The sequence below is a fragment of the Prevotella melaninogenica genome (assembly GCF_003609775.1).
GTDB lineage: Bacteria > Bacteroidota > Bacteroidia > Bacteroidales > Bacteroidaceae > Prevotella > Prevotella melaninogenica_A.
In genome coordinates, this window is record NZ_AP018050.1 from 833,609 (window position 1) to 859,659 (window position 26,051).

Below are 26,051 nucleotides of genomic sequence, written 5' to 3' on the forward strand. Positions count from 1 at the left end.
TCAACAACTTCTTGAAGTCCCCTCTGTACGGCTGTTAAACAGTCTTGCTCTTGGAAAGAAGAGGAAGATTTGCAATCTGTTGTTTTACTGTGTCAAAAGTAAAAATATAATTCTATAAAAGCAAATTAAAGATGTAAAATAACATAAGTTTAACATTTAAAAGCTAAATCACATAACTCATGTGTTATTTAAAGTTTATGACTTCTCCAGTTTTCAAGTTTATCATTCTTTAGTTTCGCTATTAGACTGACAAGACATTATACTCGATGGCAAATTCGTTATTTTAAATTTGTTGTCTTCGATAATTTTTACGATACCCTTTTCTTCAAGAACCAATAAATAATCTTTTAAGAGACTCTGAACATTTCTATCGTTTGTAAAGTCTTCTACAGACCAAATGCTACCCAAATTTCTATAGAAAAACTCCAGTTTGTGTAGAAACTCCTTTTTGATTTTATTTTTTTTCATAAATATCAGTGACTAAATTGAATTATTTTTCCAGTTCCCAAATGAATGAGTCGGTTGACTTTTATTTGGCTATTGGTTATAAATTGTGAACCTCCTCCTTCCAATTTTAAACCTTTTATTTCTGGAGAACTTTTACATAAGACTTCTTTATATTCTGTAGCTATGTATTTACCATTAACCAGAAAATCTTACCTTCGTATTTATCAAAACCGAATGTTCTTTTTAGCAAAGCTGAATTTTCTTTCAGGGCAAAGATAATTATTTTTATTTATATAGCCCGATAATAGTAGCAAAACTGTAATAAGTCCCTATTGTTTCTATGTGTTATTCTTGTTTAGTGTTTAGGTTCTGTAAAGAAAATTCGTTAGTTGAAAATTCGTTGATGCTCTTTTGGCTTCGAAAAGACGCCCTTTTGGCTTGCAAAAGATGCCCTTTAAGCCCCTTACTAACGCCCTTTTGAAGGCTAATTAAGCACCTTTTGAAAAGCAATTCAGTAATTCGCTGATATCAAATAACTTAGAAAGGCGTAAAAATCGTAGGTTTTCTGGCTCTTTACCTGACTTTTATTTTCTTACTTTGTAATTATATTTCTAAAAGGCAAACATTAAGTTTTGAAGTGTAACCTCAAAGAGTAAGGTTAAAAAATATCACACAGAGGAATGGAGTATATGTTGGGATGTATCTCTATAGTAGAGAATCTCCATTAACTCCGTGACTCTGTGTGAAACTTAAATTAATTCATAATCTATAAATCACAATGTACAATATGATTACCGATAACGGAAAGTTCAAAGCTATAAACTCTAATCATAAAGTTCAAAGTTCAAACCTCAATGTTCAAAGAACATTGTTTATGCCTTTGGTGGAGTCTTACGCTCATGCTCGGTGAGGAAGCCACAGCGGTAAGCATAGAGAAGCTCTTTTAGGGCTTCAATCTGCAGACGGAGTTCAGTACCCTTGTCGGTGTCTTCCACACGTAGGCGCTGTTGATTCATCTCAACAATCTGAATGGTTGAAACAATGTCTGTTCCTCGTTCGATGGCATCTTCTGTTGATGTGAAAGGCTCGTGCTGTACGAGCTGGAAGCCACGTGAGTGGTAGACGAGAGTGTAACCAGCAATACCCGTTTCCTTGTGGTAAGCTTGTGAGAAACCACCATCAATCACCATCAGTTTGCCATTTGCCTTGATAGGATTCTCACCCTTGACGACGTGGACGGGAACGTGACCGTTGATGATGTGGCGGTTAGGCTGTGGCACATCAAACTCATCTAAAATCATATCTGCAATATCTTCGTTGTCGCGCATCCCAAAGTAGTAGCCTTTCTCCTCATGATGTGTCTCCTTCTCTGCAATGAAGTAGCGTTCGAAGGTTGCCATCTTTGACTTGTCAAAGAGCGGACTATCAGGTCCACACCAAAGGAAGAGGAAGAAGTCGATAGCATCTTGACGCTCTTCTTCTGTCTGCAGTTCGTTATTTGTCTGGAAGGCAGAACGAATCTTCATACCAGTCTGATAAAGCAACTCCTTACCCTTCAATTTCACACCCGGAGCTATCTCAACCTCTTTCAGTTTGCCCTCTTTCGTGAGTGGGATAGAGGCATGATAAAGGAGATTATGGTTGAAGACGTTATACATACAGCCGTGACGAAGCAGAGAACGGATATGACTGCGCAACTTCTCGCTACCAGTAAACGACTGATGTAGACGATCAATGAGTGCCTGTTCTGCTTCTGTAAGCTTCTCAGGATTCTTTGGGTCAATGGTTGGGAAGTTGCATGAGCGCATCTTGTATTCCTTGCCATCGATAAGAATCGTACCCTTCTTATAGTCAATTGCTTTGAGAAGACGACGGTCGTCCATCTTCCAAAGCGGATGACGACTGATCATCTGTGATTCAATCTTAAACTGAAGAATACTGATAGCCTTGTGCATCTGTGCTGTCAGCGTCTTGCTACGTTCGTCGAGTGGATTGTCTTTCGATATCTTTGGCATGAACTCCTCGCATGGATCATCACCATATACGTCCATTGCAAAGGTAGCCAACTGAATAAGGTTGATACCATATCCATCCTCAATGGTAGCCATGTTTGCATAACGCAGGGCAATACGGATAACATTACAGATACACGCATCGTTACCAGCACAAGCGCCCATCCATAGGATATCGTGGTTTCCCCATGTGACATCCCAGTTGTGATAATTCTTTAAGGTGTCCATAACGATGTGAGCACCTGGTCCACGGTCGTACACGTCACCTAAAATATGCAGCTGGTCGATGACTAATCTCTGGATTACCTCACAGATTGCAATGATGAAGTCGTCAGCTCGTCCAGTTGAGATAATCGTCTTGATGATAGCACTCACATAGTCGGTCTTATCCTTATCGTCTGCATGTTCGTGTAGCAACTCCTGAATAATATAGGAGAAATCAGCAGGTAAAGACTTCCGAACCTTTGAGCGTGTGTATTTGCTGGACACATCACGGCATACCTCTATCAAGCGGTGTATGGTGATATGATACCAGTCTTTTATATCCTTTTCCTCTTTCTTAACGAGCTCCAACTTCTGTTCTGGATAATAGATCAGTGTGCAAAGCTCTTGCTTTTCAATGTTTCTAAGCCTTTCACCAAAGAGCTCGTTTACCTTTCTTTTTATGTTACCAGAGGCATTTTTAAGCACGTGTTGGAATGCTTGATACTCACCATGAATGTCGGCAAGGAAGTGTTCTGTACCCTTAGGGAGGTGTGCAATAGCCTCAAGGTTGATAATCTCAGTTGTAGCGTCTGCAATATTTGGGAACGACTTTGCTAATAGTCGTAAATAACGTTCATCCTTTTTTAAATCGTATTTCTTATGTGTCATGCGTTAATGTCTTTGTACGAAATTATTTCTTTTGATGCCCTTTGTTTTCCTATCATCACGTGGAGGGATAGGCATGAATCCCTCTTTCAGTAGCACCTTCTCAGCAAGGAGCTGTATGATACGACGTGAATAACGGTAGAGGCGGAGGTGGCGGAGCGCGTCTGCAAGTCGGTCTTCGTCGTAATCATTATACTTTATAACTGTGTATAAATCAGCCAACAGACGTAGGGAAAGTTTTTTCTTTCGTTCTATCTGTCGAGTGTTGGCAATGATGGTTGCTATCTTTTTGATGATAGCATCTTCCTTATTGGAGTAATCACTGAGTCGCTGGCGCGTCATAGGCTGGTTGCCTATCACCTTATCTGTGTCAACCGATGTCGTTTCTTTGGGCAACAACAATGGGAACCGCTCTATGGCAGCGGTATCGATAGTGGGCGCATTGAGTTGTAAACGGCTGATACTGTTGTCTACAATCTCTCTTATTCCTTCGTCATCAGCATAGAGGAAGATTCTTCGCCATTGTTCTGGATTCAGACTTCGCAGGTTAAGAAGCTGATCACTGGGCAAGAGGTTGTGGGTTGTCTCTTGTGCTAAACCAACGTGTAACAGACTTGGAACTGCATCTTTCTCCATTGCTGTCATGGCGAATTGATAGCGTGTGTCAAGTACTTTACGATAGAAAGAAATCGTTTGCTGCGCCATTTCGTCATCATTCAACGAACTGTTTAAAACGCTATCTTGCACAATGTCAATGCGCTTCGTCCATCCTAACTGCAGAATTTCCTTTCTTTCCTGCTCGTTAGTGACAAGGAGAGCATCCATACCTCGCACCATCTTTGCCTGATAGAGTAGGGTCTTCACCTTCTTAGTAGACTTCTGCTCTGTCGTTCTTGCTCTCTCATCAAGTGCCCAATGTGGTGAGAACACTACAGCACAATGCTTCTTTGCAGCCCAACTGGCGTATGTGGCAGCTTTGCGTTCCCAACAGGTATGAATATGAACGATGTCAGGTTGAAAGTCAGCAAGGAGTTTCTTGAAGTCCCCTTGTTGCGTAATCGTCTTGACATCAGCATATTCTTTCTGCGCTGTGGTGAGTCGTAGAAAGTAATCAGAAAGCAGATTGCCTGCCTTTATGCAGTCTATGTAATGGATAATGCGCATTTATAGTTTGTGAGATATGAAGTCATACTTATCTGCACGATGGTATTTTAGCTTATAACCAAGGTGCTTCCATGCGATAGCAATCTCGTATGGGATAATCTTCCATGCTGGAATATCAATATCAAAACGGCTCAGCGCTTTCTTACCAATGACTAAGCGCAGAATGATAGATATGATAAGCGATAGTCCTGCAGCGATAGAAATCGTCCACATACCCAATAGGAGAGAGCCTACAAGTGCAATGCATTGCACGAAGTAGTTACCATGTAGTGCCGTTTGGTCGAGATATGGGAGGAAACGATGCTGTGGAGTTCGTTCCAAGTGTTGGCGATTCTCCATATAGAAAAGGTGTGTGCCGAGCCAAACCTTCTCTGTTGGTACTTCTTCAATGAGTGTTCCTTCAATCGAGTTCTCAAACGCAAGGTTGTTTCCCTTCGCATATTTGTTTACTGTGAAGTCATATTCTCCACGTATATACTTGAGGTTTCCGCGGAATCCTTCCTCACGTAAGAAGCGGCTTTTACGGAAGGCTAAGGCGTTGAACGGACATGCGTAGGCCTTATTATGCTGATATTCACGCATGAAATAGCGTGCCAAGTAATGTCGTTCAAAGTGTCGATAAGCAGGTGTTTCTTCCTCATAACGAGTGTAGCCCACCACAAGGTCTTTGCCTTCCTTACAGTTTCGGGCAATGGCTTGCAGCCAGTTATCACCCGTTGGATAGCAACATACGTCTGTCATGATGACCCAATCATACTTTGCTGCCTTCACTCCTAAGGTTATAGCAAGCTTCTTCTTGCTCATATAGCGTGATGATTCAGGGATGAAGGTAGTGTATAGATGAGTGTTAGAAGCAAAGAGTTTCAGTACATCACTTGTCTCATGATCATTCTGAGGAGCCACAACAATCACCTGAAAGTCTGCTGGATAGTTCTGATTCAAATAGAGTGGGAGGTTCTTTGCGAGTTCCTGCGCATTGTCATGAGGCGTAAGGATAATCGAGATAGGAGGTAGATTAGGGCGTTGTTCGTCAGTGACAACAGGTTCTGCTATCGCTTTGTTATCCTCCTCTACACCCTCTTCTTCCTTACTTGTTTCTTCACTTTCGGTAGTAGGCGTAGGTACACCATACTCTGCAATCCTCACTTTTCGGAAGAAAGGATTGAGCAATGAGGTCAGCAATGCTACTAAAAGCAACACTACTGAGATGATGATGGTCGTATTATCAAAAGTGAACATTTATTCGTTTCCTTATTGATTAAAGTTCGTCTGAGGTATAACCTACAGGCAGTTTCCTGCAATTATATTGCGAAGCCATGATTTCTCCGTATGCTCCAGCAGAGCGCATCGCAATTAAGTCACCTCGATGAACGGTGTTAAGTTCGATTTCTTTTGCAAAAACATCACTCGATTCGCAAATCGGTCCTACCACATCATAAGCGTGTAAAGGACCCTCACTCGATAGATTCTCTATCTTATGGCTTGCCTGATAGAGGGCAGGACGCAGCAAGTCGGTCATTCCTGCATCAACAATAGCAAACTGTTTTGCTGTTCCTTGCTTCACATAAAGGGTGCGAGTGATGAGACTTCCCATCTGTCCAACTACTGCACGACCTAACTCAAAGTGGAGCTTCTGTCCTTCTCTTAGATTCAGATAGCGTGCAAAAGTATAGAAATAAGACTTGAAGTCAGGGATAGGGTGTTTGTCAGGATTGCTGTAATCGATGCCCAATCCACCGCCAACATTGATATTCTTAATCTTTATATTCTCCTGCTCCAAGCCGTCTTGTATCTCGTTGATACGGCTGCAGAGATGACGAAAATCAGTCATTTCGAGTAGCTGTGAACCAATATGGAAGTGCAAACCGATAAAGTGGATGTTCTCCATCTTACTTGCTGTCAAGATGGTCGGCAGCATGTCTTGCATGGCAATACCAAACTTATTCTCAGCCAATCCAGTGGTAATCTTGGCATGTGTATGTGCACTCACATCAGGATTGATACGGAAACATACGTTTGCTACCTTACCCTTTTTCGCTGCCAACTCGTTGATAATCTCCAACTCCGCAACACTCTCTACGTTAAAGCAGAAGATGTCATGGTCTAATCCGAGGTTGATTTCCCAGTCTGCTTTACCCACACCAGCATAGACAATCTTGTCTGCAGGGAAGCCACAGTCTAAACTGCGCTGTATCTCTCCACCACTCACACAGTCGGCTCCCATACCAGTCTGCTGTATAACATTCAGCACCTTAGTGTTCGCATTGGCTTTAACAGCATAGTGGACGATGAAGTTTTCATACTTCTTCAATTCATTATTAATCGCCTGTAAGGTATCTCTCAAGAGATCACAGTCATAATAATAAAAAGGAGTTTCAATCTTCTCAAACTTATCTATAGGGAATTTTTGCATCATGTGTGTTGTGTCGTGGAGTTTGTTTATCTGAGTTGTAGAGGGACATACGCCCTCGTATGTCCAGTTGTCTGCTTCCAGTGATGAACAGTCGAGGGCGTTCGTCCCTACAATAAATATTTCTTTTAGTTAAAGAGCACGTTTGACAGTGACTGCAAAGCACGCTGCTTGTCAGCCTCACGAATCAAGAAAGAGATGTTGTAGTTGCTTCCACCGTAACTAATCATACGTACAGGGATATCCTTCATTGCATCGGTTGCCAATGTTTCAAAACCAACGTTGCTCCAATCAAGGTCGCCAACAACGCAGACAATACACATCTCTGTGTCAACGGTAACGGTGCCATACTTCTTCAATTCATCAACAATCTCAGACAAATGGCTATTGTTTTCGATGGTCATTGACACACCCACCTCACTGGTAGTAATCATGTCAATAGAAGTCTGATAGCTCTCGAAAATTTCAAATACCTTACGCAGGAAGCCCGAAGCACCAAGCATACGACTCGACTTAATCTTGATAGCTGTAATCTTATCTTTGGCTGCAACCGCCTTAATCTTTCTTCTCACCAATGTGTTGTTGATGATTGTACCCTCAGCATCTGGATCCATCGTGTTCTTCAAACGAACAGGAATACCCGCATACTTAGCAGGTTGAACGCAAGTAGGGTGGAGAATCTTTGCACCGAAGTAAGCCAACTCTGATGCCTCTTCAAAGTTCAGCTGGCGTACAGCCTCGGTCTTCTCAACGACACGTGGGTCATTGTTGTGCATTCCGTCAATATCAGTCCATATCTGAATCTCCTCTGCGTTGATAGCAGCACCCACAAGTGAAGCCGTATAGTCAGAACCACCACGCTGCAAGTTGTCCACCTCACCGTAAGCGTTACGGCAGATGAAGCCCTGTGTGATATAAATCTGATAGCCCTGATTTTCTTCCATGATAGCTGTCAGATGCTCTTTGATATACTGTCCGTCTGGCTCTGCATTCTTGTCGGTGCGCATGAAGTCGAGTGCAGAAAGTAATGTTGCTTTGATGCCCTGCTCCTGAAGATAGTTCACAACCATGTTGGTTGAGAGGATTTCACCCTGTGCAACGATGCTCTTTTCCTCAAATGAAGTGAACAAATCCTTTGTGAAGGTACGTAGATAGTTGAACTCCTCACTCAGGAACTGGCGTGTCTTCTGTTTGTATTCCTCAGTAGAATAAAGCTCTTCAACGTGGCCGAGATATTTCTGTTCGAGGTTGTTGATAAGTTCGTTTGCTCCCTCTGGATTCTTACGATAGAGGTAGTCTGATATCTCTATCAGTGTGTTTGTTGTTCCACTCATTGCGGAGAGCACGATAAATGTTGGTTCTCCTGACTTTGTTATCAAGGAAGCAACACCCTTCATGCGTTCTGGTGAACCAACGGATGTACCTCCGAATTTCATTACTTTCATCATCTTCAATCTTTCTAAATGTGGATATATGCTGGGTTCTATGCACTTAATCGTTTTGTTCTGGCTCGTCGATCGTCTCTACGGGAGCCGTCTCTTCTGCCAATTCGCAAACTTCTTTCTTGTCGGTGAGTTGGTGAAGTTCGCCCTCGTGACAGCGATAAACCTTACCCGGGAACTGGTCAATGAGGTTGATGTTATGGGTAGACATGATAACTGTCGTACCAGCCTCGCATGAGTCCTTGAGAATACTAACGATGTTCGCAGCCGTCTCTGGGTCAAGATTACCCGTTGGCTCATCGGCAATAATAATCTTAGGAATGTTTAGCAAAGCGCGTGCAATAGCAATACGCTGCTGCTCACCACCAGAGAGTTCACTTGGCATCTTGTTCTTCTTGTCTGTCATGCCCACCTGAGCCAACACTTCTTCGATGCGGCGGTCAATCTTCTGGCTGTTGCTCCAACCTGTTGCCTGCAAGACAAATTTGAGGTTCTTTGCTACAGAGCGGTCATGCAAGAGCTGGAAGTCTTGGAAGATAATACCCATCTGCTTGCGGAGTGCAGGGATACGACTACGCTTGATGTTAGGCATACTCTCGTCGAGAACGACAGCCTTCTCAGCATCTTCGCTATCAATATCCAATTCACCATAGATTGTTTTCAGCAGCGAACTCTTGCCCGAACCAACACGGCCGATGAGATAGATAAACTCTCCTTTTTCTGCCTGAAAGTCAACATCTTTCAGAATTAAGCGTTCATCTTGATATATGTTTACCTTCTTGTAGTCTATTAACATGATTATCTCTGTATGATTTATTATTGTCAATTGATACTTCTGTCCATTGCCTATTGGCAAGGATTCATTCTGCAAAGATACTAAAAAACACTGTAATAGATGCAGGAAATAAGAGGTTTAACGCATTTACACTTTATTATGATTGTACAAGAACAACTTTCACAAACCAATATGGCTGTGAAAGCTGATAGAACCCCTACTGTTAGAGGCTCTAATTCGCTGAATACTTTCTCATCAGACAATTTTAGGTAACGGCATTACTTGCCTTTGGCTGGTCGATGAAATGCGGCTTTCAACTTATTAGGGAAGTCAACCGACAGGGCTGAATCTTTGAAGTTAATGTAGATATCTTCGTTGTTTTTTGTCTTGATATACGTCACATTCGTATCGTCAGAATGTAAATACAATAAAATATCCTTTTGATCTTTGGTTCGGAAATGACCAACATTATATGCACCAAATGATATTCCATTTGTCCTAATTCCGATTGGAGGTACTATTGCATTTCCTTTTATATAGATTATGCTTGATATTGGTATTTCTTTTGCGTATGACCCTTTTATAAACAAAGTGTCATTTCTAATCATCGTATTGTTGTCGTATCCTATGACGGGGAGGGTCCCGATGAGAAGAAGCATACTTAAAATCACAATGATAGAGATCATGAGCACGAGCAAACCCTTCCCCTTCCTCTCTATCTTGTACAGCTGTAACAGCATGTAAATGATAGCTACTATCTCAGGGATGAGTATAACGACAAGTTGATAATCTTCCCAATGAAAGGCAAGACAAGCGAAACCACCGACAAGGATGAAGCTACCTGCCAATATTAGTGCTATCTTTATTCTTCTCAATCGTTTAAGCCCTTCCTCGCTTTTAAGTTTCCGCAGAGTCAACCAGCAAGTGCAAAATTACAAAACGTGTTTAAAGAACTCGCACTTTGGATTAGAAAAGTTTAATTTTTCTCTTGGTCTTTCGTTCAATTTCTTTTGTATGGACATAATTCTCTTGTCCGTATATTTATCAAACGAATCCTTTTTAGGTATATACTGCCTGATTAATTTGTTTGTATTCTCAACAGTTCCCTTTTGCCATGAACAATATGGGTCAGCGAAGTACACGGGCACTCCTAAGTATTTTGTGATGTCCTTATGTGCTGCAAATTCAGGTCCGTTATCTGTTGTAATTGTCTTCAGGCTGTCTTTGTATGGCAGCAGTAGTTTCCTAACCACCTTTACCAGAGGCTTTGACATTTTTCCAAATGGCAGTTTCTGCATAAACAACATATTGGTGGATTTCTCCACTATTGTGAGTATGGCGTGCTGGGCAGGATCGACGATCAAGTCCATCTCAAAATCTCCGAATCTCTTCCCGTCAACTTCCTTACTTCTTTCATGGATACTCACCCTGTCCTTTATTGGAAGATGTCCGCCTTGGGGACGATGCCTGTATTTCATCTTATGCCTTGTGTGCTCTGCAAGCTTCCCTGTTGTGTCATTGTGGATAATGTTATAGATGGACTGGTGGGAGACCTCTATACTCTCATTTATGCGCAGATACCCTGATATTTGTCTTGGAGACCACTGGTCGTTGATAATATATTCTTTAATTCTCCAAACTAATTCGTCGGAGAGTTTGGCGTTAGTTACCGTGCTCTTTCTGCGCTGCATAGCCATATCATGCGCCTTCGTCCAGATATACTTTCCCGAAGGCGTACTGTTGCGTTTGATTTCACGTGAGAGTGTTGACTGACTAATACCGACGATCTCGGCAATTTCTTTTCTCGCTGTTTTCTTTTGGAGTAAGGCAAAAATTTGCGACCTTTGCTCCGAGATTAATTGATGATACATTTGCAATACAAAGTTAGTTAATCTTTGGGAGACTTCGGTCTCCTTTTTTATTTGTATTGCTGGTTGTTTCTTTTTCCTCTCCGAGAGATGCAGACAACCTCTCGCTACGCGTCGAGAACGTCTGCATCTCTCGGAGAGGGACACTCTTTTATTGCACTTCGTTTTGGAACTTGCATTCGCTTTCGGTATTCTTGACCCAAAATTGATAGCAGAATCTGGCCCAATAGTGCTTCCGAGAACAATTAGCGGTAAGCTCATCAGTAGTATTACAATGATGTCTATCATATCTCAACTTATGTTGAATTTATTTATGTAGTATCAAACAACTTTGTTATCAAGGTTTATAATAGAAGCTAAGCATCAGTTCTCTACCTCTAATGTCTTGATTGCTAAAGCTACTTGAAAGCGTATTGTTAATTCCATAGCTATAGTTTTTATTATTAAAGACGTTATTCCACGCAAGACTCAGGTCGAAGTGTTTGGCTTTGAATATCAAAGTGAAGTCTTGAAAGAACATATCCTTAAACTCCTTTTGTGCTATCTCGTTATGATAGTATTCCGTCAAAGTTTCCAAACTTAAAACCTTACAAAGGGGTATTCTAAGGCTTCCCTCATGCTTCCAACTATTTAGATTAGACGTCTTTCTGAAAGCAGGCATCTTCATCTGGTGAAAGCCATAAGTAAGTTTATAATTTATATCGACACCCTTTATCAAACCAATATCAAGATCAGAGGTAAGTCTTAAGTTCTTTGTGTCGTAAGGCATTCGTTGGCTATTCTGTACCATATAACTATTCATGGCATTATATAAAGCCTTTACATTTAGCTTTCCTTTTAAGAAGCCTATGCCTTGTGAACCCATTAGGAACATATTCCAGCTATTATATTTTGTTTCTTCTGGAGTCAATGATTCTACGATATAGTTGCCCACATAATCTTGAGTTGATGTATAAGGAGAGGTTCCAAACGACTTTGTTATGCGTAATCGTATAGAAGTGCCTTTCAGAGCATCGCTATAAACAACTCCTATTCCTACGCTTTTTTCTTTGTTTAAATTATAGCCTGCCAGACCTTTGTTCATATATTGATAATCTTGCAGTACCAAAGTTGGATAAAATTGGGCAGCATTAATCTGCATTGTATTAATGGATGCATTAGCCGAGAATGTCCATGTTGCTGTGGCTTTCCATCTTATATGGAGGTTAGGGGAGAATAAGAATTTAGACTGACCATTATCTAAACTATACTTATAATGGTTGTACGACATATCGCCAGATAATGTGAAATTAAAGTCCTTCACCGTATATTCAATGCTCGGATTGGTATAGAAACTTGCAAATGTAAAGCTGCTTTTGCCCATCAGTAGTCCAATACTATCTGGAACTCCCACTAAATCAGAAGTGAAGCGGTGTTCTCCTGCATTTACTCCTATTTCTCCTGATAGAATAAATCTACCTATTCTAAGACTTCCACTTACGTCCGTATTCGTTTCATAGTAATGTTGATTAATAGACTGTACCAGTGAATCGACATATAGTTGTTGCGGACGTACATCCATTATATTCTTTGATTGCAGAGTAATAAGGCGTTTGCCATATTTCTTCATTATACTGAAATTATCTTTTAATGTATAAATCGGAAGATTACCCATCATCATGTGAGGTTGAGTCCCCTGTTCATTCAGCCATTGTTTGTTCCAAGAGAAGTCACCAGAAAGCTCATTTTTAAGATAATGATTATTAGCGTTATTCTCGTATTTTATCTTTGCAAAGAGGTCATTACTTTTCTCCAAATACTGTTTTCTGTTTTCTATTGTCTTTATACCGCTATTCGTATAAAAGTCTGAATGGCGCAAAGAGGTAGCCTCATTACGGTCATTGGCAAATGTAACCTGTACGCTTACCTGAGAGTTTTCATCTATACGCTGTAGTGCATTCAAACTAACAGCATGTGTGCGGTTAAATAATGAACGTCCTTTGAGCAATAGAGGCGATGGTGAAGGAAGAGAGAGCATAGCTGACAAAGGACTTTGTAGCTCATCAAAATTTAAAAGTTTGTCCGTCTCTCTCCTTATATTCTTACCTATATTATTTGTTTTATAGGTGAGAATTGTCTGAAAAGAAGGCTTCAGACGCATGGCAAAGGTTTCATAATTCCACAATCCTCCATGACTCTTTAGTCCTATGCCACCGCTATAGGTCGTCATCCAGCGTGCCTTGGCTCCTTGTTTCATCTTAATATTGATAGCATTATCGTCAGAATAAGTAAAATCATCTAATACACGGATAGGTTGATGATGCTTCATTACTTCTACTGTTGCTACATCCTCTTGGGGCAGTGACTTTGTTGCCAAGCCATATTTCCCTCCCATCAGATCCATCCCTTCTATATAGAAGTTGCTGATAGACTTTCCCTCGTATTGTATCTCGCCATTCTCTTTATTCACATCAAAGCCCGGGACACGTGCAAGAACATCAGCTAATGTTCGGTCTCCTTCTCTTTTATAGGTAGTGAGTAGATATTGAATCGTATCGCCTTTTATCTTAATTGGTTTTGCCTTTACAGTTATCTCCGATAACGTTTTCGTATCTTCCTCTAATGTAATATGCTGTGCAGGCATATCCATTGTAACCTTTAATTCCTGCTTTTTATAACTTATTGCTGAAATAGATAGAATATTACCTTCTTGTGCTGTAATGGTAAATTTCCCCTTAGCATCTGTCTGACAGAAATGTAATGTCTTTTTTGTGGTTGCATCTACAGTCTTGATAATAGCTGCAGACACAGGGTGTCCTCCTACGTCAGTAACGACACCTTCCACTATCCTCTGTGCACTTATTGACTGTACAAGTAGGATAAGCAAACATAAAATAATATATTTCTTCATTAGTAATATCTTATTCTAATTCCATTTCGGGAATAAAGATTGTATTCTTTGGATAGAGCGTATGGTTTGAAGCCTTTTTTAAATAAGAGAGTCGATCTATATCCTTATACTTTTTCTCCCAGAAATTATAAAACTTGACAGGTGGCAACTGCTCTCTTTTTATGTTACTTGCAATTATGTCTAAATAGCCATCGCAATGTGCAGCTAAGATTAAACCGGGTAGTCCACCTAATTTCCACGGACCGAGCGGTAAAGGAATCTCCTCACTGAACCACACCTTCCAGTCTCGTCCACGGAAATGTGTGGTTGCCATCGTGCAATTAAAGCCTATGACACTTCGTGTACTGTCTTCGTGAATAACCCATTCTGGTGTGGGTATGTCCTCTGTTATCTTATAGTGAGAGTCCCAAACCTGTGTATAGGTTGTCATTTTTCCGTCTTCAAGATTTCTGTAAAGATAATCACGACTATTAGGACTTTCTACCTTATGGGTAGTCTTATTATTATTGCGAGCAGCTTTTATCATTTCATTAATTATCGCCAAAGCCGTCTCAGGGTTGCTCCCTAAGGAATCGAAGCGCAAAGTATGATAGCTAAAGTATTCACTTACATTTTTCCCTATCCTAAGTGCATAGTCATCATAACTGTTAAGATACTTTGTGTGATAACTGATTTCGAGAATGCTCGGTTCAATGATATGTGTCTCTTGTCCAAAGCAACTAAGCAGTGACAACATGAATGTGATACAGAAAGAGTATAATTTCATAATCATTAATTTAATGTGTTTAGGGATAGTCCTCTGCAGGTTAGTTTCTTTTCTTTATAGGGCTCATTGATTAAGATATCGCAAATATATAATAATATTCAATACGACGCAACTATTTGGCTCAATAATTTGCTGCGTATTATGTGAGGGGATAGTAGTTGTGTTTATAGCTTTCGTGGGCAATGTAAAATAAATTCACAACGTGCTTTTTTATTGATGCTCTTTTGGCTTCTAAAAGATGCCCTTTTAGCTTTCAAAAGGGCGTTAATTGAAGTGTTACTAACGCCCTTTTGAAGTCCAAGAAAGCACCTTTTACTTTTGTGTTTTGCAAGTGTTTGGTTCTCTGTTAGTTACAAAGATAGTGGAAAGGGATGATTTTTGACCTTTTTAGAGAGATTTTTAACGATTTTGTGTCAATATTTTTCATAACCAACGAGGCTTTGTTTTTAGAAAAGAAGCAAAAGAAAAAGCGGTATAATGACGTCGCAAAAGTTCGTCTTATACCGCTTTGTAAGATGAGGCTATACCTATGTTTCGTTAGGAAAAGGGATGTCCTTTCCTGCGATTTACGATTAATAGCATCGTTAGTATAGCTGTTTTATGTGCTGGGGTAGGTTACTTCTCGCAGCTGCAGCCCGTCCAAGGCTTCAACTCTTTGAAGAAGTCGTGACCCTTATCGTCAACGAGGATGAAGGCAGGGAAGTCCTCAACGGTAATCTTCCAAACAGCTTCCATACCGAGTTCTGGATACTCTACGCATTCAATACTCTTGATGCTGCTCTGTGAGAGAACGGCAGCCACACCACCGATAGTACCGAGGTAGAAACCACCATGCTTCTGACAAGCATCTGTCACAGCCTGTGTACGATTACCCTTAGCAATCATTACGAGTGATGCACCGTGTGCTTGGAACTCATCTACGTATGGGTCCATACGATTGGCAGTGGTAGGTCCCATTGAACCACATGGATAACCCTCTGGAGTCTTAGCTGGTCCGGCATAGAGGACAGGGTAGTTCTTGAAGTACTCTGGCAACTCCTCGCCTGCATCCAAACGAGCCTTAAGCTTAGCGTGAGCAATGTCACGAGCAACAATGATGGTACCCTTGAGGTTGACACGTGTTGAAACAGGATATTTTGTCAGCTCAGCACGAACAGCATCCATACCCTTGTCGAGGTCGATCTCTACGCCCTTCGCACCTTCTCCTGGCTTGCGGTACTCCTCTGGAATCAACTCGCTTGGGTTGGTGTCCATCTTCTCCAACCAAATACCGTCCTTGTTGATCTTCGCTTTGATGTTACGGTCAGCAGAACAGCTAACACCCATACCGATAGGGCAGCTTGCACCGTGGCGTGGCAGACGGATGATACGGATGTCGTGAGCAAGATACTTACCACCGAACTGTGCGCCAAGACCAATCTTGTGAGCCTCTTTGAGGAGCTTCTCCTCGAGATCGATGTCGCGGAAAGCACGCCCTGTCTCGTCACCAGTAGTAGGAAGATTGTCATAATACTTGATACTTCCGAGTTTAACAGTGAGGAGGTTCTTCTCTGCAGAAGTACCACCAATCACGAAGCAGATGTGGTAAGGAGGACAAGCAGCAGTACCGAGGCTCTTCATCTTCTCAACGAGGAAAGGAATGAGAGTGCCCTCGTTCTGGATAGTAGCTTTGGTCATTGGGTAGAAGTAGGTCTTGTTAGCAGAGCCACCACCCTTTGCTACCATTACGAAACGATATTCTGCACCCTCAACAGCCTCGATGTCAATCTGTGCAGGGAGGTTACACTTGGTATTCACCTCGTCGTACATATTGAGCGGAGCGTTCTGTGAGTAGCGGAGATTCTCCTCTGTAAAGGTGTTGAATACACCACGAGAGAGTGCCTCTTCGTCCTCGAAACCTGTCCATACCTGCTGACCCTTCTCACCGTGAATGATAGCAGTACCGGTGTCCTGGCAGAAAGGCAGTACGCCCTTCACAGCTGTCTCAGCATTGCGGAGGAACTGGAGAGCTACGTACTTGTCGTTCTCTGATGCCTCTGGGTCGGTCAGAATCTTTGCAACTTGCTCGTTGTGTGCACGACGGAGCATGAACTCACAATCGTGGAAAGCCTCCTGTGCGAGCAAAGTAAGAGCTTCTTTGCTTACCTTCAGGATTTCTTTACCTTCAAACTCACCAACGCTGATACCTTCCTTTGATACCAGACGATACTCGGTGTCATCTTTGCCCAATTGGAACATTGGTGCATACTTGAATTCTGCCATAATGTTTTGTTTACCTGTCTGCCCATTATCGATAGGGCAGACAGGGCTTTTTCTATTTGTTTATAATATGTTTTTGTATTCTTTTCTTACTGTTTATTAATAGCCGAAGATTTCTTCTGTTGTCACTCTCTTGATAGGTGCAATCTTCTCCAAAGCCTTGAGGTCAAGCTCTTTCTCGTCACCGAGGATGATATACTTGAATGGCTTGTTAGCAATATTTTCCTTCTCAAAGTTGATAACATCCTGAAGCTGCAGGCTTGGGAGGGCATTGTAAACCTTCTCACTCAATGAGGTGTCGAGACCTAAACGCTGTGCTGCAAGATAAGAGGTGAGGATAGAGTATTTTGTTGTACGTGCTGAAGCAAGGCTCTTCATGAGACTTTGCTTTGCAAGATCAAAGCCACTCTGACGTACTGGTACGTTGTTGAGCAACTTATTGAACTCTGTTACACAGTCCATCATCTTGTCATTCTGTGTGATGATGTAGGTGTAGAAGCTCTCATTACCTCCTAAACGGTAAGGCGAAGCATAGACAGCTGAAGCCGAATAAGCCAAACCACGTGCCTCGCGCAACTCTTGGAAGACGATGGCGTTCATACCACCTCCGAAGTATTCGTTGAAGAGTGCGATGATTGGTGCACGGTCAGCTGACCACACCTTGTTCTCGTTATGGAGCTGAACCATGTAGATGTTCTTTGCATCGTAAGGTGCAATGATAACCTCATTCTGTGGTGTTATCTGCTCTGTATAACGCTTGATAGCAGGTACTTCAGCGAACTTCTTTGGTGAAAGGATTGTCTTGCTGACAAGCTGGTCAACCGCTTTCAGACTTGATGGGCCATAGTAAAGAACTGTCAACTTATAGTTCTTCAAGTTCTTCAGCAGGTTAAGGAGTTCTTGTGGGTTCATTGACTTCAACTGCTGCTCGCTTGGAATATTACGAGTAGGGTTGTACTCTCCGTAAGTAACATAGTCTCTGAGGGCAGAGAAGTTAGCCTTCTGGTTAGCCTTGTTGTCGCTGCGTGACTTCAGAATCTGCTCTACATAGAGGTCGTATGCCTCCTTGTCAACCTTTGCATTGTTGAGTAAGTTGTTCAACAAAGCAAGTGCCTGAGGTAGGTTAGAGTTAAGACCACTTAATGTGATGTACGAAACCTCGTTTCTTTCTGAGAAGCTGTAGTCGCAAGCTAACTTGTAGAACTGCTGTTTAATCTGCTCGTTGGTGAACTTATTGGTACCTAAATAGTCAAGGTAACCAGCTGCATAACTGAGCATTGGGTTATGCTCGTCACCGTAAGGCACTACGAAACAAAGTGTAAAGAGGTCGTTTGAGGTGTCCTGCTTATAGAGAACTGGAAGACCCTTCTGTGTTGTTGCCTTGGTAAGGTCACGCTTATAGTCAACGAACTGTGGCTGGATAGGAGTTGTCTTTGCGTTTACAATTTCCTTCAGGAAGTCACTCTGCTTGTCGTTGTTAGTTGGGATAGGAGTGATAGATGGCTTCTCTACCTTCTTGATAGAAGTGTCGTTGCCCTGCTCCTTATAAACACAAGCGAAGTTGTTGCCGAAGAAATGGTTCGCAAATCTCACAAGCTCTGGCTTAGTTAGCTTAGAAATGCGATTGAGTTTATCCACCTCTTGCTTCCAATCTTTATGATTGATGAAGGCATCCACGTACTGCTTTGCACGGAACTGGTTGTTATCTAATTGTGTATAGTAGTAACGCTTGTAGTTGTTGATGATAGATGGCAAGAGATCATCAGAGAATTCGCCCTTCTTGAGCTTCTCTATTTCAGACAAAGCGAGGGCACGTGCCTCCTGTAAAGTTTGTCCGCTCTTTGGCTGTCCATAGATATAGAAGACTGAATATTCGTCCATGTCTGCGATACCTGCGCCAACCTCCTGTATCTTCAACTTCTGGTTAAGGTTGAGGTCGAAGAGTCCTGCCTGACCATTAGAAAGCAATTGCGCAACAATCTCTAATGTATCCATCTGCAAAGACTTGCCAGCATCTGCACGCCAACCCATGAAGAAGGTTGGAGCCTCCTTACCGATAACAGTCGTGTCGACTGGTGCTGTGAGGGCTGGTTGTACTGGGAACTGTGGTACATCAATGTGTGAACTTGGCTTCCAAGTACCGAAATACTTCTCAATGATTGCCACAGTCTCGTCTGGATTAAGGTCACCAGAGAGACAAATTGCTACGTTGTTTGGAACGTAGTACTTGTTAAAATAGTTCTTGATATTGGTGATTGAAGGGTTCTTCAAGTGCTCACCAAGACCGATAGTGGTCTGTGTTCCATACGGATGGGTAGGGAAGAGCTTTGCAAAGAGTGCTGCATACATCTTGCGCCAGTCGCTGGTAAGACCGATATTATACTCCTCATACACCGCCTCTAACTCTGTGTGGAAGCCACGGATAACCATATTCTGGAAGCGATCACCCTGAACTTTTGCCCAAGTGTCCAACTCGTTAGATGGAATATTCTCAACATAGCAAGTTACGTCATTAGAAGTATAAGCGTTGGTACCCTCACTACCGATGGCAGTCATCATCTTGTCGTACTCGTTTGGAATGTTGTAACGAGCTGCGAGTTGTGAGATTGAGTCAATCTGGTGGTACCACTGCTTGCGTGCAGCTGGGTCAGTGATGTGACGATACTGCTCGAAACGTGCCTCGATAGAGTCGAGGTAAGGGCGTTCTGCCTCTACATTAGAAGAGCCAAAGTGGGTTGTACCTTTAAACATAAGGTGCTCTAAGTAGTGAGCGAGTCCTGTTGTCTCCTTTGGGTCATTGCGAGAACCCGTGCGCACAGCGATATATGTCTGTACACGTGGCTTCTCCTTGTTGACTGAAAGATAGATTTTTAGACCGTTTTTCAGCGTATAGATACGCGTCTGCATTGGGTCGTTCGGTATGCTTTCATAGCTGTAACGCTGCGCATAAACCGTCACAGTCGCAAATAGGCACAATAGTCCTAAGCTTAGTCCCTTAATAAGGGAACTGTTAACGAAATGTTTTCTCATATAATCAGTTTTTGTTTATTGTTTTAATTGTGAAGAGGTTGTGATGCTTAATTCTCAAAATCAACCTCATGGTCAAGGCTATTAACGAACGATTCGAAGACCTCTCTGTCTACATCACCCATCTCATACTCCTTCTCTGCATCCTTTTTAATCTCTGCAATCCATGCACGGCGTGCTTCGATATAATCTCGTTTGATGCGCGCATCGTCCTCGGGAGAAATCTCGTTAATACCGTAGTATTCAAGAATCATGCGATAGGTCCATGCCCACTGATAGATGCGATAGTTCTCGTTAATCTCTCGGAAGCGGTTTACTACTTCTTCTATTGTTTCAAGGCTACCGCTCTTTACATCCTCGATGAGGCGTCGCTCCTCTGATACTGGGAGCAGAAGACCAGAGAGATCGTCCCATCGTCCGAGTCCAATTTCTGTTTGTGGCTTGCCAAAGAATCCCCATTTATGTGCACGTTTCAGTACTGCTCCCATGTAAATGCGCAATGCAATGTCGTAGTATTTGATACCTTTTCGCAGGCTGGTGGCATTGATAACATATTCATGATAGTTATAAGACGAAACATTGTCGCCACTTGCTTGGCGTAGATTTTCAAGTATCTTCTTACCCTGCAAAATCTCTCCAACAGAGTAAGGCGATAGCCAGTCGAAGTTGACTATGCTCTTCTGTGTCTGCTGTGGACGCATATCACGCTTCGGCCACTTGCGTATGTCGCGATAAAGACCAACGGTTGTTATGTTGCGACCTGGTACGAGATACATCTTATCAGCCTCGGCAATGAGGTAAGAGAAGGGGAGAGCAGTCGTGTTAGGGTGGTGCATCAGCTTACCAAAACATACGGAGAACGTACCAATCGTTGCTGGCATGAGCAGATAACTACCGCTTGCCGTCTTCGTTCCACGCTCTAAGATACCCCAGTGCATTGGTCCCATCTTGTAAGCATGGTTAGAGAAGTTGGTTCCCGAACCAGCATTATAGAAAGAGAACATACCACCGATGAGCAGCGAACTCTTATGATGAGAGGCGCAGAACGGACCGCAGAAAGCAGCGCAGGCTTCACCGTTTGACATAAAGGAGTTGGCGAAGAAGACACTCTGTGAGGCTGTAAAACCATTGCTTATCTGACAAGCTTCACCCACGAAGCAGTCTTGCATCTTCACACTGTTCACAATGCTTGAACCATCTGATATGATAGAGTTCTCGCAGATGACACCTGTACCGATGTAAACGCTGGCATATTCAGAACTAAGAATGGTACAATCGCTCAATCGACTGGCACCAGAAATCTCGCAATCGTCCTGAATGACGGTGTTGGTAATCTCTCTTGTATTAACAATCTTGACGTTGTTGCCAATCGTACCACGTTCAGGATTCGTGCGTGCAATCTCTTCTTTCACTAATCTTCGGATAGCATTCTTGAGGTCTTTGTCGTTGAAATGCTTCACCATAAAGGCCGCAAACTGACTGTTGAGGTCGTGGAAGAAGATTACGTTTCCGTCACCTACCTCGTTAAGGACAGATATAAGATTACCTTCTCCGTATGTAGCTCCCTCCGTAGTCTCCATGACAGAGATGTTAGAGATAAGACAATCGTCGCCAATCGTATAGTTATTAATATAATTCCCTACCTTCTCAATCAGGCAGTCGTTACCAACGGTTACATTACGAAGAGTAGCATCATTGATACCAGAATGCTTTACGAAGCCTTTGGTTATCTCAACTTCTTTTTGGAAGCTACCCAACTGTATGTCACCATAAAACATGACACGATGGAAGAATTTCGCTTGAAATCCATCTTCCGCAACCTCTACTCGACTCCAATCTTCTGCCCAGCAGCTATTGCTCTCGAGTATCTCAATCTCTTCAAAGGTAAGGGAACGATATTGCATAAGCCTTTTATTTTAGTTGTTGTTATTAGCCTTATTAGCCTTATTGGGCTTATTAGCCCTATTAGCCCAATAATCTTTATTCCTCTTCGATATTGTAAAGGAAGTCGTTGTAAGGATACTTCTGCACGTGGAGTTCGCGCACTTTCTTGTAAAGTACCTCTCTGAACTCGTCAATATTCTCCTTTTCCTTGGCTGAAATGAATAGACAGTTGTCATGCTCCTTAGCCATCCATGTCTTCTTTAGCTCGTCCAAAGTGATGTTCTCTTTGGTTGCTGGTGTGAGGTCGTCCTCCTCTTTCTCCACCCAATGATAGTTATCAATCTTATTGAAGATAATCATCGATGGTTTGTCAGCACAGCCCAGTTCAGACAGAGTTTGGTTGACAACCTGTATCTGTTCCTCAAAGTCTGGATGTGAGATGTCCACAACGTGCAAGAGAAGGTCGGCTTCGCGCACCTCATCAAGGGTAGACTTAAACGAGTCAACCAAGTCGGTTGGCAACTTACGGATAAATCCAACGGTGTCAGCTAATAGGAAAGGAAGATTGTCAACAACGACCTTGCGCACGGTTGTGTCCAATGTTGCGAAGAGCTTGTTCTCTGCAAACACCTCACTCTTTGCCAAGAGATTCATGGTTGTTGACTTACCCACGTTCGTGTATCCCACCAAGGCAACACGAATCATGCGGCCACGGTTCTTGCGCTGTGTCACTTTCTGCTTGTCAATCTCAGCAAGCCTTTGCTTCAAGAGTGTCATACGCTGTAAGATGATACGGCGGTCCATCTCCAACTGGGTCTCACCCGGACCACGCAGACCTACCGAACCTTTACCACCACCAGAGCCAGAACCACCGCCCTGACGCTCCAAGTGAGTCCACAGACGTTGCAGACGTGGGAGCATATAGCGGTACTGTGCCAACTCTACCTGTGTCTTAGCATTGGCAGTCTGAGCACGCATTGCGAAGATATCGAGGATGAGAGAAGTGCGATCTAATATCTTCACACCGAGTTCCTGCTCGATATTGCGCATCTGTTTAGCCGACAACTCATCGTCGAAGATGACCATACCGATAGGTTCGTCCTCGTCCTCCATCATCTTGATGTAATCTCTTATCTCTTCCAGTTTACCCTTGCCGACGTAGGTAACAGAACTTGGTCCTGTCACTCTCTGTGTGAATCGCTTCACAGTGATAGCACCAGCAGTATCAGCGAGGAACTCTAATTCGTCGAGATATTCTTTCGTCTTCGCCTCGTCTTGGTCCTTAGTGATAAGACCAACAAGGATGGCTGTTTCCGCCTTGACGTCAGATATGATAAATTCTTTCATTCAGTAATTTCTATTATTGCTTGTTTTTGTGTTGAAAAGTGTACTTTCCTTCCGTTCGAGTAGGTACACATTGCCACATGGCAAAGTTACTCATAAAATCTGATAAATGCTAATGAAAAACTTTGTTTTTATGGTTCTTCTGTTAAATGCGTGGACACTTTTCGTATAGCTTTAGCGGAAGAAGCGAAATTATTGATTAAACAAAGACATAGTTAAGACAGTCTTGACGGACTCTTTTATTCATCCTCTGACACAGAAACTTTATCATTTTATTGCTTTGTAATTTTATAGGTAAGGTTTTGAAAAAGCATTACAAAAATTGGAGTAAAATGACTAAAATAATGATGAAAAACACGTGTAGGAAGTAAGTTTGCAACCAACAGTAAATCAGTTGGTTATAAAGTTGTGTAAGAAAAGGTGCTTAATTAGACTTCAAAAGGGCGTTAGTAAGGCTTCAAAAGGGCATCTTTTGCAAGTCAATTGGGCGTCTTTTCAAAGCCAAAAGAGCATGTATTGGTATCGAGTTACATAAAAATAGTTTACAAATTTTCGATTAAAAGCATACTTGTTATCCTTTGTTTCTTACCCCTTTTGTTGGTTCTTGATGGCGACTCTTTAGTAAGAAGTTGATTTTATAAGGTTTTTCTTGCGTTAAGTAGGATATTTATATCTTGATTCTCAACCCATCGTATGCAAAGAAAACATCTTTTGGGAGTTGTTTTTGTGCTTCTTCGTGTAAGCCTATTTTATGAGTGAGATGGGTCAAATAAGTGCGTTTTGCGCCAATCTTTCGGCTGAAATCTATGGCTTCTGAAATCAGTTGGTGGGAATGGTGCTTAGGTTCCCAGCGCAAAGCGTTTACAACCAAGGTCTCAACACCTTGGAGATAAGAAAGCTCTTCTTCTTCAATGGTTTTCATATCTGTTATGTAGGCAAGTTTGCCAAAGCGATAACCGAGGATAGGTAGCTTCCCGTGCATTACAGAAATAGGCATGACCTCGATGTCACCTATACCGAATGAGACATGAGGTTGAATGCTATGAAGATTCAATTTAGGAACTCCGGGGTAAGGGTTTTCAGTGAAACAATAAGGAAAGTTGTGGCGTAAACCATCGCAGGTATTAGCGTTGGCATACACTTCTATATCCCCCAAGGCACAATATGGGCGTACATCGTCAATCCCTCCTACATGGTCATAGTGGATATGTGTAATCAATAAGCCGTCAATCTTGCGGAAAGGTTGTGGCAACATCTGTTGGCGAAAGTCAGGACCGCTGTCAATGACGATGCGTGTGTTTGCTGTTTCCAATAATGCTGCAGTGCGCAATCGGTTGTCGCGTGGGTCCTTACTCTTACAAACATCGCAGCTACAGCCAAGCACTGGAACCCCGTTAGATGTGCCAGTGCCAAGGAAGGTAAAGCCTCTCCCGACCCCTCCGAAGGGAGGGGAGCTCTTTATAGATAGTTCGTTGCTTATATGTTCTTCTTGTTTCAACGGATATGTTCTTAACAATTGGTTTGATACGTTATAAGTATTTCTTAATTAAAGGCTTATTTATAACGAGTGTCTATGGTTGGATGTTGCAGTTGTTATGATAAATCTTAATATTAAACTATACCACAACCTAAAGAAATAGCTCCTTTTGTTTAGCACTCCCCTCCCTTCGGAGGGGTTGGGGGAGGCTCCTTTTGTTTAGCACTCCCCTCCCTTCGGAGGGGCTGGGGGAGGCTTTTAGTGGGAGTTTTTAGTTGGGAAAAGTATTCACCTCTGGATGTATCTCAATCCCAAACTTCTCCTTTACATCATGCTGTATCGTCTTATAAAGGCGTACGATGTCAGCACCTGTTGCACCACCAAGGTTCACCAATACCAAGGCTTGCTTCTCGTAGACACCTGCAGGACCAAGTGCCTTACCCTTCCAACCGCATTGTTCAATCATCCAACCGGCTGGAATCTTCTCGTAGTTATCGTCAATGGTATAATGAGGCATACGCTCATATTGCGCTGCCAACTCCTCGTATTTCGCCTTAGGAACGATAGGATTCATGAAGAAACTGCCCGCATTACCAATAATCTTAGGGTCGGGAAGTTTTGCATTACGGATGTCGGTAATCGTCTGACGAAGTTCTGCAGCAGTAGGGTTTTCAATGCCTTGCTCGGCTAATGCCGCACGAATATTACCATAGTCGAGCTTAGGTTGATAAGTCTTAGAAAGGCGATAGGTCACTGATGTGATGAGGTATTTATTACGCCATTCACGCTTAAACTTACTCTGTCGGTAGCTATACTCGCATTCAGCATTCTTGAAATGATGCACTTCGCCAGTGGCTATCTCCACAGCTTCAACCTCTTCTATTAGGTCTTTGGCTTCTACACCGTATGCTCCTATATTCTGTACAGCACTCGCACCGCACTCACCGGGGATAATAGAAAGGTTCTCTGTACCATAAAGGTCATGAGAAACACAGTAATCTACAAAGTCATCCCATACGTAAGCAGAGCCACAACGTACACGTTCTTCGTCGATTTGCTCGATAAAGGAGATGCCAGAGTGGAGTACGGTTCCCTTGAAATCACCAGTGAGTAGAAGGTTACTTCCCCCACCGAGAATCAGCAATGGATAGTCTTCATCCTTTAACGAGCACACAAGTTCCTGCGCTTCCTCTACGGAATAGTATTCGACAAAACGCTGACATTTAGCTTCAATGCCGAAGGTATTATGTTTTAGCAGACTATAGTTAGACTCTATTTTCATTTTAGCTTCTATCGTTTTTGTGTTGTCCTTGGTTTCTGTTTATAATAAGGAGTTAATCTTCATGGGGCAAAGTCCCATAATCATAACATGAAACAACTGAGTGATAAGATGAAAGAAAGACCCGCAGCCAAGGT

Annotated in this window: 16 protein-coding genes; all 16 read right to left on the reverse strand. The window is 42.4% G+C overall.

All coding sequences use genetic code 11. From position 1 onward, the window contains the following. Window positions 1–1,319: 1,319 nt before the first annotated feature. Window positions 1,320–3,332 carry a fructose-1,6-bisphosphatase gene (locus tag PMEL_RS10060; RefSeq protein WP_120175134.1) on the reverse strand — a complete coding sequence of 671 codons (2,013 nt, stop codon included), beginning with the start codon at window positions 3,330–3,332 and terminating at the stop codon, window positions 1,320–1,322. Between the two features lie 3 nt (window positions 3,333–3,335). Continuing rightward, entirely contained in the window at window positions 3,336–4,493 is a 1,158-nt protein-coding gene (locus tag PMEL_RS10065; RefSeq protein WP_120175135.1) for a glycosyltransferase, read from the reverse strand. Next, entirely contained in the window at window positions 4,494–5,732 is a 1,239-nt protein-coding gene (locus tag PMEL_RS10070) for a glycosyltransferase (protein WP_120175136.1), read from the reverse strand. Window positions 5,733–5,751: 19 nt separating this feature from the next. Then, window positions 5,752–6,909, reverse strand: coding sequence for a diaminopimelate decarboxylase (gene lysA, locus PMEL_RS10075; RefSeq protein ID WP_120175137.1), 1,158 nt, complete (start codon window positions 6,907–6,909; stop codon window positions 5,752–5,754). A gap of 122 nt (window positions 6,910–7,031) precedes the next feature. After that, entirely contained in the window at window positions 7,032–8,348 is a 1,317-nt protein-coding gene (locus PMEL_RS10080) for an aspartate kinase (RefSeq protein ID WP_120175539.1), read from the reverse strand. Between the two features lie 46 nt (window positions 8,349–8,394). Beyond that, the gene (locus PMEL_RS10085; RefSeq protein WP_120175540.1) at window positions 8,395–9,141 is read right to left on the reverse strand and encodes a cell division ATP-binding protein FtsE; all 747 of its coding nucleotides are present in this window, start codon (window positions 9,139–9,141) and stop codon (window positions 8,395–8,397) included. A 257-nt stretch (window positions 9,142–9,398) separates the two neighbouring features. Beyond that, window positions 9,399–9,995 carry a PH domain-containing protein gene (locus PMEL_RS12260; protein WP_231999422.1) on the reverse strand — a complete coding sequence of 199 codons (597 nt, stop codon included), beginning with the start codon at window positions 9,993–9,995 and terminating at the stop codon, window positions 9,399–9,401. Between the two features lie 57 nt (window positions 9,996–10,052). Then, window positions 10,053–10,991, reverse strand: a complete 939-nt coding sequence (locus tag PMEL_RS10095; protein ID WP_120173978.1) for an IS30 family transposase — start codon at window positions 10,989–10,991, stop codon at window positions 10,053–10,055. Window positions 10,992–11,325: 334 nt separating this feature from the next. Further along, a complete protein-coding gene (locus PMEL_RS10100; protein ID WP_120175138.1) occupies window positions 11,326–13,878 on the reverse strand; it encodes a carboxypeptidase-like regulatory domain-containing protein in 2,553 nt (850 codons plus the stop codon). Window positions 13,879–13,888: 10 nt separating this feature from the next. Then, window positions 13,889–14,650, reverse strand: coding sequence for a GLPGLI family protein (locus tag PMEL_RS10105; protein ID WP_231999423.1), 762 nt, complete (start codon window positions 14,648–14,650; stop codon window positions 13,889–13,891). A 609-nt stretch (window positions 14,651–15,259) separates the two neighbouring features. Then, window positions 15,260–16,906, reverse strand: coding sequence for a fumarate hydratase (locus PMEL_RS10115; RefSeq protein WP_120175140.1), 1,647 nt, complete (start codon window positions 16,904–16,906; stop codon window positions 15,260–15,262). 96 nt (window positions 16,907–17,002) lie between these two features. Continuing rightward, the gene (locus PMEL_RS10120; RefSeq protein WP_120175141.1) at window positions 17,003–19,933 is read right to left on the reverse strand and encodes a M16 family metallopeptidase; all 2,931 of its coding nucleotides are present in this window, start codon (window positions 19,931–19,933) and stop codon (window positions 17,003–17,005) included. 47 nt (window positions 19,934–19,980) lie between these two features. Further along, complete coding sequence (locus PMEL_RS10125) at window positions 19,981–21,834, reverse strand: DUF4954 family protein (protein WP_120175142.1); 1,854 nt, start codon at window positions 21,832–21,834, stop codon at window positions 19,981–19,983. A gap of 76 nt (window positions 21,835–21,910) precedes the next feature. Continuing rightward, window positions 21,911–23,161, reverse strand: a complete 1,251-nt coding sequence (hflX, locus tag PMEL_RS10130; RefSeq protein WP_120175143.1) for a GTPase HflX — start codon at window positions 23,159–23,161, stop codon at window positions 21,911–21,913. 664 nt (window positions 23,162–23,825) lie between these two features. Further along, on the reverse strand, window positions 23,826–24,620 hold the full coding sequence (locus PMEL_RS10135; protein WP_120175543.1) for an MBL fold metallo-hydrolase: 795 nt from the start codon (window positions 24,618–24,620) through the stop codon (window positions 23,826–23,828). A gap of 286 nt (window positions 24,621–24,906) precedes the next feature. After that, window positions 24,907–25,929: a UDP-N-acetylmuramate dehydrogenase gene (gene murB, locus PMEL_RS10140; protein ID WP_262697074.1), complete on the reverse strand. Its 1,023-nt coding sequence runs from the start codon at window positions 25,927–25,929 to the stop codon at window positions 24,907–24,909. Window positions 25,930–26,051 lie beyond the last annotated feature (122 nt).

Excerpts from the sequence above, each read along its gene's own strand:
- PMEL_RS10100 (WP_120175138.1), bottom strand. The coding sequence starts at position 13,878 with ATGAAGAAATATATTATTTTATGTTTGCTTATCCTACTTGTACAGTCA.
- PMEL_RS10080 (WP_120175539.1), bottom strand. The coding sequence starts at position 8,348 with ATGAAAGTAATGAAATTCGGAGGTACATCCGTTGGTTCACCAGAACGC.
- PMEL_RS10070 (WP_120175136.1), bottom strand. The coding sequence starts at position 5,732 with ATGTTCACTTTTGATAATACGACCATCATCATCTCAGTAGTGTTGCTT.
- PMEL_RS10085 (WP_120175540.1), bottom strand. The coding sequence starts at position 9,141 with ATGTTAATAGACTACAAGAAGGTAAACATATATCAAGATGAACGCTTA.
- hflX (WP_120175143.1), bottom strand. The coding sequence starts at position 23,161 with ATGAAAGAATTTATCATATCTGACGTCAAGGCGGAAACAGCCATCCTT.
- PMEL_RS10115 (WP_120175140.1), bottom strand. The coding sequence starts at position 16,906 with ATGGCAGAATTCAAGTATGCACCAATGTTCCAATTGGGCAAAGATGAC.
- lysA (WP_120175137.1), bottom strand. The coding sequence starts at position 6,909 with ATGATGCAAAAATTCCCTATAGATAAGTTTGAGAAGATTGAAACTCCT.
- PMEL_RS10095 (WP_120173978.1), bottom strand. The coding sequence starts at position 10,991 with ATGTATCATCAATTAATCTCGGAGCAAAGGTCGCAAATTTTTGCCTTA.
- PMEL_RS10125 (WP_120175142.1), bottom strand. The coding sequence starts at position 21,834 with ATGCAATATCGTTCCCTTACCTTTGAAGAGATTGAGATACTCGAGAGC.
- PMEL_RS10060 (WP_120175134.1), bottom strand. The coding sequence starts at position 3,332 with ATGACACATAAGAAATACGATTTAAAAAAGGATGAACGTTATTTACGA.
- PMEL_RS10105 (WP_231999423.1), bottom strand. The coding sequence starts at position 14,650 with ATGATTATGAAATTATACTCTTTCTGTATCACATTCATGTTGTCACTG.
- PMEL_RS10120 (WP_120175141.1), bottom strand. The coding sequence starts at position 19,933 with ATGAGAAAACATTTCGTTAACAGTTCCCTTATTAAGGGACTAAGCTTA.
- PMEL_RS10065 (WP_120175135.1), bottom strand. The coding sequence starts at position 4,493 with ATGCGCATTATCCATTACATAGACTGCATAAAGGCAGGCAATCTGCTT.